Source organism: Sporosarcina sp. BI001-red (assembly GCF_003384035.1).
Taxonomy (GTDB): Bacteria; Bacillota; Bacilli; order Bacillales_A; family Planococcaceae; genus Sporosarcina.
On sequence record NZ_QQAK01000011.1, the window covers coordinates 112308 to 127024 of the forward strand.

Below are 14717 nucleotides of genomic sequence, written 5' to 3' on the forward strand. Positions count from 1 at the left end.
AGGTTTTGAGTTAACATGTCGTTTTTCTAGATTAAGATGCCCGTCTGGGAGGTTAACATGCAGTGCTAGTGTTCTAGCTTTGTCCGTAACCCTTTCACATAGTTGCGGCTCACAGACAATTTTTCCGAGCATCCATCTATTTCTAGCTGATAGGCACCATTGAACCAAGGCGACAAGCGACTGACGTGCAACAGATTGACCAGGTAGCTTTTATGAATACGATAAAAAGAAAATGGAGTCAGCCGCGTCTCCAACTCTTTTAACGTAAGCTTCACTTCATACTCTCCCGTCTTTGTTACGATTCGGGTCACACTGTCCTCACGACAAATGTATAAAATACTACTGATAGGCAGATAGATAATTTCTCCATCCCGCTCAATAGCCAACTTACCTAGTTGATGGTTAGAATCTGGAGTAGCCTTAAGTGATTCCTTGACGCTAATCCGGTTCATCGTTTGTGCGAGCTGTTCTTCTTCATAAGGTTTTAATAAGTAATCGATTGCATTCACACGGAATGCATCGGCTGCAAATTGAGGATAAGCGGTTGCAAATACAATTTGGGGTGGATTCTTCAATTCTTTCAGTACCGCCGCAACTTCGATTCCGTTCATCTTCGGCATTTCAACGTCCAAAAACACAACGTCAGGCTGCAATCGAATCGCCTGCATAATGGCAGTGTCCCCTGAATCCGCTTCTCCCACAATTTCCACATTCGTATGCCGTCCAAGTAGAAATATGAGTTCTTCACGCGCATAGCGTTCATCATCCACGACGAGTGCTTGAATATTAGATGGCATGGTGAATCGCCTCCTCTTTTGGAATTGCAAAGCGCACGATGGTCCCTTCTCCGCTTGCTGTTGTAAATTGAAGACCCGCTTGGTCGCCAAACGTCATCATTAATCGACGATGTACATTAAACAACCCCATTCCAGTTCCCGATTCCGATTCAACAGGGTGTTCCCCTAACATTTTCAACCGCTCTGATGTTATCCCTTTGCCGTTATCTTGAACTGTAATTTCCGTTTCTCCATCCCGTGCAGCAATCCTCACTTTCACGACACTCCCTCGTGCCATATCAGCGATTCCATGTTTAACCGCATTTTCGACAATCGGCTGGAGTGTTAGTGGCGGTATGAGTTGTGAAAGCACAGTAGGATCTACATCAAAGTCAATCGTAAGTTTGTCGACAAAACGAGCTTCTTCAATTTGAAGGTACGCACGTACGTGAGATAGCTCTTGTTCGAGCGTAACCCGAGCAGCAGTTGTTCCTTCAACATTTTGCCGGAGAAATTTTGATAACGATGTCAAAAGTTGACGAGCCTGATCGGGATCCGTTCGAATAAGGGAAATGATCACATTCAGAGAGTTGAAGAAGAAGTGCGGACTGATCTGTGCTTGCAATGCTTTTATCTCCGCATCCTTCGCCAGTTCATGCGCTTGGTCCGCAGCTGCGATTTCCAACTGATCACTAAGCAACGAACTTAATCCATCAATGAGTTCTATCGTGACATCTGTAATCGCTTTTTCAGAAGGATAATACAGTTTAAGAGTTCCGACCACTTTATCCCGCTGCTTTAGAGGGGCAATAACTGCAGCACCTAACGGACAATCAGATTGAACACAATGGATAGCTCGGTCATTTGCCACAACTCGATTTCCATGACGAAGTACTTCTTTCGTTATATGCGTTTGGATCGGACTGTAGGAACGGTGATGATCACTAGCTACACCGACGTGTGCGAGAATTTCGTTTCTATTCGTCATCGCGACAGCACTCGGGGAGAGCTCGTTGAAGAGGATCTGACATACTTCGTTGCACGTTTCAGGTGTCATGCCTTTTCTTAAATGAGCGAGTGTTTGGTTTGCGATGCGTAACGTTTTTTGCGCTTGAAGCGCCGTTGCTCTATCCTGCTCACTCATCACGTTATAAACGATAAGAAGAAAAATAGCGGTTCCCACACCATTCGCGATAATCATCGGCAGTCCAATTGCTTGAACGAGTGCCCATGCTTCAGTGAACGGCTTCGAGAGCACGAGAATCAGCCCCATTTGAATGGACTCCGCAAGCGCACCGATTGCAAAAGCTGTGAGCGGTTTAACAGTTTTCCCTTTTTTATAAAAATAGCTCGCTAGAATCCCGGACAATATTGTCGATAGACCGCATGAAAATGCAGTAAATCCACCTAGGGTCATCCGATGAATACCAGCGATTAAACCAGCACCGATACCGAAGCGATAGCCCCCGAGTAAACCAGCGACCACAATACCAATAACTCGTGAATTGGCAATGGCATCCTCTCCAGCTAAATTCATCGTCACACTATTGAAATGGAAGGTTTCTGTATTAAAAGCAACGCCTAAATACGTCCCGATAATACCGAAAAACCCAAAGAACACAATGGCACTTACTGTTTGACGACGATCGAGGGTATCATGATGAACGAGCTGTTTGAAGAAACGAAACCTTGTTAGTATGAATGCAACCGCAACAATCGTACCAACTCGCTCCAACATGATTATTAATAAATCCAACATGATTCCTCCCTTCATCCTCTGCTCACTTGAGTATACTGTATTTTCCGTCATCTCAAAAGAGGAGAATGTACGAATACATCCTCCTCACTTAATCTTTAGTTAACAACTTTGCTACAATACTTTCCACAGTGCCTACTTGGGTAAGTTGAACAGCTGTCCCTGCCCATAATGACAAAAGTTCCGCATTGTTTTGGACAGCTGCTTCTTTTCTAATGCGTTTCGTCAAGTCGTTTTGATAGGGATAGGGTGCAATAGGTGATCCGTTCATCTGTTCAATGAATCGATTGTGAATACCCCGAGCCGGTCTGCCTGAGAACGCCTCTGTAATCACCGTATTGTCCGAATTTGCATTCAAAACTGCTTGTTTATACGAATCCGCTGCGCCACTTTCTTCTGTCGCAAGAAAAGCCGTTCCAATTTGAACAGCAGACGCACCGCTATTCAGCAGTTCTTTCATGCGTGAATTGGTTGCAATTCCGCCAGCTGCAATCATCGGAATTCGAATGAGTTCTCGCGCCTCCGCCAGTAAGTCGTCTAGCGAAACTAACGGACCTTCCGGATGAAACGACCCTCTATGTCCACCGGCTTCTGCTCCTTGGATGACGACCATATCTAGCCCTGCCTGTTGCACAGCCATTGCTTCGTCTATAGTGGTTGCCGTTCCCATTAAAAGGATTCCAGCTTCGCGAAGTCTTTCAACGGATTCACCATATGGAATTCCGAATGTAAACGAACACGCTGCCGGTTTTTCTTCTAGTACGACGTCAATTTGACTCTGTAAATCCGGTTCAGACAGCGGTGCTTTCCAGAAAGGCATTCCAAGCTGTTCTCCGATTGGCTGAAGTGCTAAATAGGCTAAGCGCAATTGTTCTTGGTTAAATGGCGTGTTGTCCGGCACAAATAGATTCACAGAAAAAGGTCTTTTAGTAAGTGACTTTACCTGCTGAATTGCAGCGCGAGTGTCAGCAGCAGATAAGTACCCTGCTCCGAGTGACCCTAAAATACCAGCTTCTGCACATGCTGCCACGAATTCAGGTGTCGTAATACCCGCCATAGGCGCTTGAATAATCGGATGTTGAATTCCCAGAGTGTGTTCGAACCCCATGATTTCCCTCCTATTCATAGTGGTCAGGATTTTTTAGTTCCCTAAAATGTCGCACACTCTGCCGACTTGTCCATCTTCAAGACGCACTTTGATGCCGTGAGGATGATGGGCTGAATTTGTCAGCAAGTCTTTAACAATCCCCTCTGTCTTTGCACCGCTCCGCTGATCTTTCTTCAAGATGACTGCTACTTTTAATCCTGGATGAATATCATTTCTGTTTTTACCGTCCATAGTTACCACTCCTTTATTAATAGTCTGCATAACAGTGTTGATTTGCGCTGCAGGCGAACACTTTCCGAGGGGCTCGATTTCAGCCGCTTCCCTCGCTACGCTCAGTCCAGGGTCTTCAATCTTCGCTGATCCCTCCGGAGTCGCCGCCTTCCACTCCAATCAACGGAGATAATTAATATATACATTACTCCTATATAAGTCTCTGTACTAGTTTATCACATCTAGTTTGGGCATTTATGTTGGTAGATAATAATAAAAACATTCTAGTTGACGCACAATAGTTTATGCCCTAAACTAGTAATTAGTTTAGGGGGTGAACTTATTATGAAAGAAACATTACTAGAAGCAATTGAGTTATTCGAGGAAGTGATGATTTACGGAACGGAGCATTTCATAAAGTCGGTTCAATCACCGATTTGGAAAGAGTATTCTCCAGAGCAGATTCAAACGTTAAAGCTGTTATCGGCTTATGATTCCTTATCAAATGGCAAACTTGCGGAACTACAGGGTGTCCACAAAAGTGCGATTACGGCTCGTTTAAAGAAGCTCGAAGAAAAAGGACTGATCCGTACCGAACGTGCTCAGCATGACCAACGTGCAAAAGTGGTTCGACTGACCGAAGAAGGTCAAGAAATTCTTGTTGCTTCGAATACTGCCATCAACGAAACGATCACCTCTCTTTTTAGTGATGAAATATCAGAAGAGGAGCTGGTCCAGTTCGTCCGCACATTCCGGAAACTGAAAGATATCTTACAAATGAGGGAGTTTAACGAATGAAAACGATATTAAAATTTAGATGGCCGATCTTCATCGTATTGCTTGGCCTTGCGATCGGATTGTTGTTCGTTGCACCTGACCTTGCAAAGCAAGCAGAAGAAGCCGGTTCGTTCCAGTTAGCGGACGATGCGGATTCCCAGAAAGCGGCGGATATCTTAGAACAAGCAGGCGCTTCAGAAGATACACTTTCCCTCGTCTATGACTTTGACAAAGCCGTATCGGATGAAGACAAAAAAGCGGTTCAGGCCACTGCGAAAGAAATTGCAGACTTAGGAAAACCTGTGACTGCTGTCATGGATCCATTTGAAAGCGCGGAGATTGAAGATCAACTTGTCTCTGAAGACAAGAAAACGGTACTTGTTCCGATCACTGTAGATGGTTCAGAAGAAGAAGTCATCGATCTAAGTGATAAAATCCGTTCTGAAATGCTGCCGAAAGACACAACAGTCTATCTAACTGGCGAAGCCATCATCAATAATGATGTGAACGACAGTGCGCAAGAAGGATTGAAGAAAACGGAAGTCATCACCGTTGTCCTTATCTTCGCTTTGCTTCTTATCGTGTTCCGTTCAATTGTGACACCAATCGTTCCACTGATCGCCGTTGGGATTACATACTTGCTCAGTCAATCTCTCGTTGCGTTCTTCGTAGATTGGTTCGGGTTCCCGGTCTCCAACTACACGCAGATTTTCCTCGTCGCGATTCTATTCGGACTCGGGACTGACTACTGTATCCTGCTCTTGAGCCGGTACAAAGAGGAATTGATTGAAGGACACGAAATCCAGGAAGCAATTGTGAACACATATAAAACTGCAGGTCGTACGTTGATTATCAGTTCACTTGCTGTATTCATCGGATTCGCGGCGATTGGGTTCGCTGACTTCCCTATCTTTAAATCCGCTGTCGCGGTTGCTGTAGGAATAGCGGTACTGATTCTTGTCCTGTTTACAGTCGTTCCCCTGTTCATGATGTTGCTAAAAGACAAATTGTTCTGGCCAGCAAAACAGGCAACGACTCATAACGATAGTAAATTGTGGGTTCGTTTCAGTAAGCTATCCGTTTCACGCCCATTGCTCTCGATGGCAATCGTTGCAGTTATTACAGTGCCATTATTGCTGACGTACGACAACGATCTTTCCTTTAATACAGTGGATGAAATCGATCAGTCGAAAGAATCCGTGAAAGGATTGAACTTGATCTCAGAAGGATTCGGGAAAGGGGATTCCCTTCCAGTCCAGGTCATCTTGAAATCTGATAGTTCTATTGTCGATGAAAAAGATGTCCCCTATTTGGAAACAATCAGTCGAAACCTAGAGAAAGTGGATGGTGTGAAATCCGTTCGCACGATTACTCGACCAACAGGTGAGCAAATTGATGAGTTAAATGTCGATACGCAGCTGGGATTACTCTCCGATGGACTAAAAGAAGCAAATGACGGTATTAAAAGCGTTCAAGACGGACTTGGGCAAGTCGAAGGAGGACTGAACGATGCCGCAAGCCAGCTACCGTCTGGTTCTGAAGCATCGTCAGGCGGTGCAGGATTGCGTCAAGCTGCGCAAGGTATTGGGCAAATCAATGACCAGCTTGGGCAAATTGCTGGCGGATTATCTCAAGGAATGCCGGCCGCTCAAGCTGCAGGCGGTTTGAATGACCTTAGTGCAGAGCTAGGCAAAATCTCTACAAGCCTGAATGGCGCTGCAGGACAGATCGAAGGATCCGGTTCCCAAATTGGCCAGCTTAGCGGCGGACTCAGTCAGCTTGCTAAAGGCGTCACTGATTCTAAAAATGGTCTCACTGAAATCAGCAAAGGTCTCACAGAAGTGACCGATATGCTGAAAGATATGAGTGAAACACCAAGTATCCGCGATACAGGAATCTACATTCCCGCAGGTACACTCGGCGAAGAAGAGTTCCAACCAGTCATCGATCGTTATACATTTGGCGACGAAACCGGAATTCTTATGGAAGTGATATTGAAAGATGATCCCTATGCCCGTGAATCGATTGCAACAGTACATGCGATCAAGGACAGCGTAAGGACTTCTGTCATCGGTACTCCATTTGAAGATACGGAAGTTGCATTCGCAGGTATTTCCAGCATGAACTCAGACCTTGATGATATTTCATCGCAAGACTTTACCCGGACCGTTGTCATTATGTTGGTCGGACTGTTCGTCGTATTGACGATTCTATTCCGCTCCGCAATCATGCCACTGTATATGATCGGTTCGTTGCTGCTCACGTATTACACGGCAATTTCCGTGACGGAATTGATTTTCGTAAATATTCTGGGCTACGACGGCATCAGCTGGGCAGTTCCATTCTTCGGATTCATCATGCTCATCGCGCTCGGTGTCGACTATTCAATCTTCCTGCTCGATCGCTTCCGTGAAGAGAGTATCAAAGGAAGTACGATTGCCGATGCATTGAAGATCTCCATGGCCAAGATGGGCACAGTCATCATCACCGCAGCTGTCATCTTAGCCGGTACATTCGGTGCAATGATGCCGTCCGGCGTCTTGAGCCTCGTGCAGATTGCAACCATCGTCATTACAGGTCTCTTGCTGTATGGACTCATCATTTTACCGCTTCTGATCCCGGCGATCACCGTATCGTTCGGCCGAGGCGTCTGGTGGCCATTCCGCGGGTGATTGTCCCGTAAAATTTTTAGAAATGCCCGAAACAGATTACTACCTGTTCCGGGCGTTTTTTTGTACTCAGGCATCGTTCAGACGGTCGAATCGATTTCATAGAATTCTTTATACAGCTGTTCGAGATTGCCATTGCTCCGACGGACTCCCAGCACTTTCGCTCCGCTTTCTAATAACTTTCCTAAATAGGCTTCTAATGGGTATGCCGGATCTGTGACCAATCCGTCCTCAGCTTCGCGGAACGGCAGCGGACTGTTACTGTTCGCCAACAGTTGAGCGGCTGAGCGGCCGTCCGGCATGGAAAACTCAATATAGAACGGCGTCTCCTCAGAGTGCTCCATACTGGTCTTCACAAGTTCTCCGTCTTTAAGGAACCAAATAGTTTTCGTCAGATCCTCCAGTATGTCCAAGTTATGAGTAGAAACTAGGATACTAATTCCCCGGTCACGTAGCGAGCGGATCAATTGCTTCAATTCTATCACGCTCGTAGGATCGAGCCCGTTGAATGGTTCATCCATCAGAATGACACGCGGATTGGTCAGAATGCTCAAGGCAATCAGTAAATGCTGTCGCATTCCGTAGGAGTATGACTTAACCGGCTGGTCCACATAGCTTCGGACGCCGATGCTGTCAACTACACTGTCGATTATTTGGCGTTCGAGCTTATAGATGCTGGCAACGAACGCCAGATGATCATACCCGGTCAGCTGCTGATATAAATAGTTATCGCTTGGTAAGAAGGATACGTATTGGAAAAACTCAGGGTTTTGATTGGAAACCCCTTCGACTGTCACCGAGCCCTGCTCCACCCTCTCGAGTGACAGAATAGAGCGCATCAGCGTCGATTTCCCAGCTCCGTTTGGGCCAACTAGCCCGATGACGTCTCCTTTCTCCATCGTAAAAGATATCTCTTTTAATACGGAGCGTTTCCCATATTTTTTCGTTAGCTGATGAACCGTCAAAACAGACATCATGACACCTTCTTTCCAGGGGATAGTAGGCCTAAAAGGAATAATGCAAACCCGCCGATGACGAGGACCAGACACCCAGTCAGGACATTCACGCTGGCAGAGTTTGCCTCCACCGATTTCCAGCCGTCTGCGATATTCCACGTATCAAAATACAAAAACGGATTGAACACCATCAGGTCGTGGGCCGGGAACTGGCTCGCCGCTACAACTCCTGCGATAGTGAGGAACAATGTCGTCAGGATGGCAGCATATGGATGGTTCATCCACCTGCCGAGCAATCCGAACAGGCCGTTCAGAAAAAAGAGCTGCGCCAGCACGAGAACGAGACATTTCACAAGAAGACTTCCCAAACCATCAAACGAAAAGTACGTCAGGTCCACCGGGGAGTAGAACAGGGTCTCCTTTGAACTCTCAGCGGCAGCCGCCGTGGCGTACGTCACAATCGGATACTGGGCATCCCCGATTCCGCCAAGCAGTGAATTGAACAGGAAGACCAGCACGCCTGCCACAAACAACAGCACATAAGCCATTGCCAGGTTATAGATCGTTTTACTGATATAGACCGACCGGAGACGGAGTGGCTGGGTCGATAGGAACTGGACGGACGGAACCGGCTTTTTCTCCTCTGCCATACTAGTCCAAAGAAAGAGGACAAATACGCCGAGCACAAGCCACGGCACATTCCACGTGAAGAAACGGTAGCTGGTAAACAAAGCGCTGTTTCCGTATTTCGTGTTTCCCTCCTGTTTCTCCACTAATGTTTTGTAATGTTGGCTATCAAGCGCCGCTGTCTTCGGATCATCTAAGTTCGACACCCATACATCACCGATTGGCCAAGGGGATAACCCCTTTTTTTCCAAAAGTACCTGCTGTTCTTCCGTGGCCATGACAGTTACGCTCCAAAGCGTCTGTTCCAGCTCTTTGTATGATTGATAATCATCTATTGATTTCATTGTTTTTCTATATGCCTCCACAAATTGCGGAGAATTCGCCTGTTTCTTCAAGTTTTCCAGGATAGATGCTTTTTTCATCATTTCCTCAACTATTTCCGTGTAAGGATTTGCTGCTGTTTCCTCCTCGGTCGAGACATCTGATTGTTCAGATTGCCGGTTCTGTTCGAATTCCTCCGCTAACAGCTTAAAATCCACTTGCCGATCGATATAGAAACTTTGCAAATCAGTAATGGCACGCAGCGCTTTTTCCGGAAGTTTTTCATTTTGTTGGTTCACCATAATGACCGTTCCGACAAATACACCAAAAAGAAGAAAAACTAAAAATAAAAATTGACCGCTCCGCCTCTTCTTCAACTTTTCGAATTGAAGCATCTTCCATTTCATCTTCGGCTGATATTGCTTTCGATTACCGGTTGTTATCCGTATCTTCAGTATTGGTCTCTTCGTTCGCAACAGTGGATAGGAAACACACAGCACAACAAGGAGCAGTCCCAGCATACCTGCCAAATAGGGAACGAACTGATAGCCAGTTAATAATGGTGCTTCATAGGACAGCACTAAATGTATGGGGTTTGCCATATGAAATCCTGCTTGTGCGGAAATGATATAGGTAATCAACACCGGCAGTGCAATTGACGTCAAAAGCAAGCCTAAAGAAATACGCTGTTTGCATAGACATACTGCTACAGTCAGCAGCAATGAGACAAAAACTCCCCAGCCAATTGGGATGAAGAGAAGCCATTTCCATACGGGCACCATCTTTGTTTCCGCCCCAACAATTACTTCGGTTGGATAGTGGATAGTGTCAAGGTTACCGGTTAATAGAGGCGGTAGCACAGAAAGTATACTGACGATTACAATATAACTTGCCATGAACAGGAGAAAAGAGATCAAATAACCAAAATAGATAGCTCGATTTGAAACAGAGTTCACCCTGAAAAAGTCAAATGTCCGATTTTGTTCATCCGAAATATGTTTATAGGTGAAGAAAAGAAGAAATAGCATCGCTGTAATAGGATTTAAGAATAACTGTAGCAGCTGCTTTGTGAAAAGTACGGAGTAAACAGGGTTTTGTTGTTCGGTGTAGGGTAAATTATGCATGACCAACATCTGTGCTTTGTCTTTTTCGATTTTCAACAAGCTTTCATTTTCGAAGTTTACGAAATGAAGCTTTGTATAATTCTCGTATTCATCTATGTATCCAATTAGATCAGCCGCAATCGTCAGATTACCGTCATGTAAGTCTTGATCGATTTCATTTATCAAATCCTCTTGGGCTAGCAAGCTATCCAGTGCCTGCTGCTGCTCGTCAGGAAGTCCGATATGATTTTTCTTATTTAATGTTTTACTAATAAGAAAGTCGAGAGATTCTTTACGGTTATCATTTATCTCTTGCAGTTCAGTGAACGTGTTTCCAGAGTAACGGAGATTGGTTAGTAGTAAAGCAGAAGAAATAAGAATAATAGCGATTAAGAACAACAAAATATATTTACTTTTAAAGACACCTTTACTTACGTAATTGACAACAGCTCTCACAATACCTCCTCCTCGTCATAACAACTTAGCATTCCTTTATGGCAAGTAGTTCCTCTTGCGTATAAAATTGACTGCGTCAGTTTATAACTGAGCAGTCAATTTAATTGGAATCCTATTAACTCCTATACTTTCCATATTCCACGACTTTCTTCACGTCACTTTTCAAGATTTTGGCTAGTCGGTGCGTAGGGGCCTGTTTTTAGGTAACCAGAAAAAGTAGAAGTTCTGTTATTATCCGTAGTTCCTCTGTTGTATAAATATCCTGAGTATGTTTTACCGTTTCTTACTTCTGTAACCCAAACGCTTATTTTTGTTGTATAAGCTAACTGCTTGATTACAAAGATTGACTCGATCTCTGCTGTCATCTTAACTGCTTTTCCATTGTCTCGTAAGTGGATTATTTGAAAACACCGAGCTTCCAGCTCATTAATATCAGGAAGAGTATGACCACAATCTACTGTCAAAGAAAAATCCAATCGATTTGACAGCAGCGATAGAATCTCCTCATTTGGTTTTCATTTTCCGTTTTCAATACGACTAACGTATGAGGGGGAACAGATCCCCTTTGCAAGTACTTCCAGTTTCACGCCTTGTCGCAGTCTTTCTTTTTTGATTTGTGTTCCTGGCTTCGTCTCTATCCTCCTCGTAAATAGCTCTTTCTCACTTCCCGGACAGCGGCAATAACTATCACAATGGCTGCAACCAGTGTAATCGGCAGCGCTTCGTACCATGTCCGACCATTTTGCAGATGGAGGAGATCGCTCGAGAACAGATTCAGGAACGGGTTCAGCCAGCTGGGGATAGAGGTACCGAACAATTTCGTGATGCCGTAGCCTGCACCGAGTGTTCCGAGAACAGCGGCCAGCACGGGCAGCGTCTTCTTCGCATACAGGCTGTACAGCAGGATCAGCGAGATGACGAGAAGTGCTAGAACCGAGGTGATGATGATTCCTTCAATCAGCTGGACTCCAAGATTGCTAAAGGCCGGGGAGCCGTCCTTTTCGATAAGGACCGGATAGCGAAACGACCCTTTGTCCCCGAACAAGGAACTCACCGCTGCAGCAGTGATCAGTGCGGCGAATAGCGCCAGGACATACGCGATGCAAGCTGCACCCAGTTTGCTGAGCAGCCACTGTGCTTTGCGGATCGGCTGCGTGAACAGCAGGTTGACGGACTGGCTTTCATACTCGGACGCGAGGATGTCCCCGGCGAGCAGTAACACGAGAAGCAGTCCGCCGCCATACATCCAGAGCGATACGATCTGCTGCAGGAAATTCGGCAGCGCGATGCTGTAGGCGCTGTGTTCCGGCCGGATTCCGCGTTTCAGGAATTCGTTGTTCTGCGCTATTGTGCGTTCGATCTCCTTGACGGAAAGCGGGCTTTCACCACCGAGTTCTTTGTAGGTCAGCGTCGTTTCCAAAATACCGTTCTGGACTTCGAGATTGTGCTTCCAGTCCTCATGGGAGAAATTCGCCGCGAGATCATACAGCGGATCCCGGATTTCCAGGTTGACGATTTGCAGTTCTTTCTGCTTTTCATCGTCAGGATCTTTTTCCAACAGCAGGATATGGGCGCGGCCGTTCGCCTGACTCGTCCGGACCTGGGCATCGATCGCCTGGCGTTCCGCTTTTTCGACCTGCGTTTGGAACGTCAAGTTGCGGACAAACAGGAGAATGACGAACGCTGCGAGCACAGCGAGGACGGCAAGCGTCTTCTTGCTGAACAGCAATTTCTTCAGCTCGAACCGGAATAACTTCATCGTACATTCTCCTTTGCAAACAACTCCTGATAGCGTCGTTCCGCCCCGATTTTCCGGTTATCGATGCGCAAGATGGTCAGCCCGGCCGCCTTCAGCTGATCGAGTAGATCTTGCAGCGGTGCCTCCGTTTCCAAGAACTCGATTTGCCCGTCTTCGTTTGCTGTATACGGCAGACTTGTCTGCGTAAGGACGGCTGCCGCCTGATCCGGTGCGTCGACAGTAATCGTATACTCGCTCCTTGAGAAGTCCTGTAAGGATTCCTTCAGCAGTTCCCCGTCTTTCATGAAGTAGATCGTGTCTGTCAACCGATCAATTTCATCCAGGTTGTGGGAAGAAATGAAGATCGTCGTCCCTTCTCCGTGCAGTTCCAGCAGAATATTGCGCATCGTGATCGCACTGGAAGGATCCAGACCGTTGAGCGGTTCGTCCAGTAGCAGTAGTTTCGGCTCATTCAAGATAGCCATCGCGAGCAGCAGATGCTGCTTCATGCCGAGCGAATAATTGCGCACCCGTTTCTTCACATACGCTGTCATGCCGACACGGTCGGTCACTTGGCGGATCCTTGTGGCTGGCAGCTGCTGGATGCTGCACACGAACTTCAGATGATCGTACCCTGTCAGGTCCCCGTACAGGATCCGGTTGTCCTGCAAGTAGGAGACGTCTTTGAACACGGAGATATCGGTGTTCTTCTTTCCAAGCAGCTCAATCTTCCCTTCCTGGAACGGCAGCAGGTTCGTCATGCAGTTCAGGAGCGTTGTCTTCCCTGAGCCGTTCGGTCCGACTAGGGCTATAATCTGCGGCTCGCTGACCGTCATATTGATTCCACGCAGGACGTGCTGTTTTTTATAGTGTTTATGAAGATTTTCGACTTGGATGATCATCGGGTTTCCTCCTTTTTGACCAGGGTTTTCATGCCCGTTTCCGCTGCAGACCGGACACTAGATAGGCCGCGGCGAGCAGGACGGCGGATGCACCGCCGAGCACCAGCAGGCCGAGCGGGAATGTGAACCGGAAATCCTGCCAGATCGCCGCTGTCTGCATCGTGACAATATACGGAGATGCCAAGTAGGCGAACGGCACATATGGGGCGAACGCGAGTCCCGCCACCTGGTTGCTGAGCTGGATGCCGAGCAGGATAACGGCGGCTGTCAGGACGAGAGCCGCGATGGCCCGCTTCGTGACATACGAGAAGAAGAACAACAGGGCTGCCGCAAACAGCAGGCCGAAGAAGAACAGGACCGCTGTTTTCGCGAGATACAGACCGATCGGCATGAATTCATACGCATAGTTTTCCCCATATACGAGAACCGGGTAGTCCCAGTCCCCCAGCTTGTCGAAGCCGGTACCGAGACCGAGTGAGAACAGGGCGGCGCCCACCAGAACCGCTGCACTCGTAAGAAGCACTGTCACGAATTTCGCCAGCAAAATGAGCGGCCGCCGGATCGGCTGTGTCTCCAACAGATGGATTGGCCCGTTCACGCCGATCCCTTCCTTCGTCACGATATCACTGAACAGCAGCAGGAAGAACAGCAGCCCGCTGAGACCGAACAGCAGGTCCGTCACCTGCTTCAGGAAGTAGATGCCGGCCGACGAATTCAGCGTGCTGTGCTCCGTCACAAAGTCTTTCAGGAATTCGTCGTCGTTCGATCCATCGATCGGAAAATTGAGATCGTAGAGCGTGCGCCAAGCGTAGATATCGACGGGCAGAGTCGGGGTCACGCCGTGTTCCTGCATATACTGGAATAGTGCCCGCCGCGTCTCTGTTGTGAACAGAGTCGGGAAGGATGATGTGTAATACTGCCGGCTGACGATGAGGGTGTCGAGATCGGGCTGTATCTTATCGATCTCCATCTGGAGAACCGTATTCCAGTCACCCGTTTCATAGGCTTGCAGCTGGGCCTCCAGTTTCTCGTTGTACTCCTTCCAGAACTGCGCCGCTTCCGTAGACTCTCCGTCCTCTTCATCTGGCTGCTCCTCCATCTGCAGTTCGTGCTGCCGGATTTGATCTCGGAGTTCGAGTGCCACATCGGACACTCGGACGGTGTTCATGTAAGCGTATACAAAGTAACAGGCGATACTGAGGAAGAAGACGACGAGGAGGATCTTGAATAGACCGGACGTCCATAACTTCTTCCATTCGAATTGCAGCAATCTCACGGCACAGCCCCCTTTTGAACAGCCGGCATGTCCCGACTGCTT

Annotated in this window: 12 protein-coding genes; 2 read left to right on the top strand and 10 right to left on the bottom strand. The window is 47.1% G+C overall.

Features of this window, described 5'->3' with window-relative positions:
• Positions 1–65: 65 nt before the first annotated feature.
• The 4 genes from DVB69_RS07610 to DVB69_RS07625 form a co-directional block, all read right to left on the bottom strand.
• Positions 66–797: a LytR/AlgR family response regulator transcription factor gene (locus DVB69_RS07610; RefSeq protein WP_116018224.1), complete on the bottom strand. Its 732-nt coding sequence runs from the start codon at positions 795–797 to the stop codon at positions 66–68.
• Positions 787–2535: a sensor histidine kinase gene (locus tag DVB69_RS07615; RefSeq protein WP_116018835.1), complete on the bottom strand. Its 1749-nt coding sequence runs from the start codon at positions 2533–2535 to the stop codon at positions 787–789. The genes DVB69_RS07610 and DVB69_RS07615 overlap by 11 nt, the downstream gene beginning before the upstream one ends.
• Positions 2536–2623: 88 nt before the next feature.
• The gene (locus DVB69_RS07620) at positions 2624–3640 is read right to left on the bottom strand and encodes an NAD(P)H-dependent flavin oxidoreductase (RefSeq protein ID WP_116018226.1); all 1017 of its coding nucleotides are present in this window, start codon (positions 3638–3640) and stop codon (positions 2624–2626) included.
• Between the two features lie 33 nt (positions 3641–3673).
• Positions 3674–3871 (bottom strand): YwbE family protein, encoded by a 198-nt coding sequence (locus tag DVB69_RS07625; RefSeq protein ID WP_116018228.1) that lies wholly within the window; start codon positions 3869–3871, stop codon positions 3674–3676.
• 324 nt (positions 3872–4195) lie between these two features.
• Between DVB69_RS07625 and DVB69_RS07630 the strand changes: the two genes are divergently transcribed.
• Positions 4196–4648: a MarR family winged helix-turn-helix transcriptional regulator gene (locus DVB69_RS07630; RefSeq protein WP_116018230.1), complete on the top strand. Its 453-nt coding sequence runs from the start codon at positions 4196–4198 to the stop codon at positions 4646–4648.
• Entirely contained in the window at positions 4645–7299 is a 2655-nt protein-coding gene (locus tag DVB69_RS07635; RefSeq protein ID WP_116018232.1) for an MMPL family transporter, read from the top strand. The genes DVB69_RS07630 and DVB69_RS07635 overlap by 4 nt, the downstream gene beginning before the upstream one ends.
• Before the next feature lie 77 nt (positions 7300–7376).
• Here the strand turns inward: DVB69_RS07635 and DVB69_RS07640 are convergent, their stop codons facing one another.
• The 6 genes from DVB69_RS07640 to DVB69_RS07670 form a co-directional block, all read right to left on the bottom strand.
• On the bottom strand, positions 7377–8270 hold the full coding sequence (locus tag DVB69_RS07640) for an ABC transporter ATP-binding protein (protein WP_158541063.1): 894 nt from the start codon (positions 8268–8270) through the stop codon (positions 7377–7379).
• A complete protein-coding gene (locus tag DVB69_RS07645; RefSeq protein WP_116018236.1) occupies positions 8270–10759 on the bottom strand; it encodes a hypothetical protein in 2490 nt (829 codons plus the stop codon). The genes DVB69_RS07640 and DVB69_RS07645 overlap by 1 nt, the downstream gene beginning before the upstream one ends.
• A 515-nt stretch (positions 10760–11274) precedes the next feature.
• Positions 11275–11490 (bottom strand): helix-turn-helix domain-containing protein, encoded by a 216-nt coding sequence (locus DVB69_RS17935; RefSeq protein WP_116018240.1) that lies wholly within the window; start codon positions 11488–11490, stop codon positions 11275–11277.
• Complete coding sequence (locus DVB69_RS07660) at positions 11394–12518, bottom strand: ABC transporter permease (RefSeq protein WP_116018242.1); 1125 nt, start codon at positions 12516–12518, stop codon at positions 11394–11396. Before DVB69_RS07660 ends, DVB69_RS17935 begins: the two co-directional genes overlap by 97 nt.
• Positions 12515–13399 carry an ABC transporter ATP-binding protein gene (locus DVB69_RS07665; protein ID WP_116018244.1) on the bottom strand — a complete coding sequence of 295 codons (885 nt, stop codon included), beginning with the start codon at positions 13397–13399 and terminating at the stop codon, positions 12515–12517. The genes DVB69_RS07660 and DVB69_RS07665 overlap by 4 nt, the downstream gene beginning before the upstream one ends.
• Positions 13400–13427: 28 nt before the next feature.
• Positions 13428–14675, bottom strand: a complete 1248-nt coding sequence (locus tag DVB69_RS07670) for an ABC transporter permease (protein ID WP_116018246.1) — start codon at positions 14673–14675, stop codon at positions 13428–13430.
• Positions 14676–14717 lie beyond the last annotated feature (42 nt).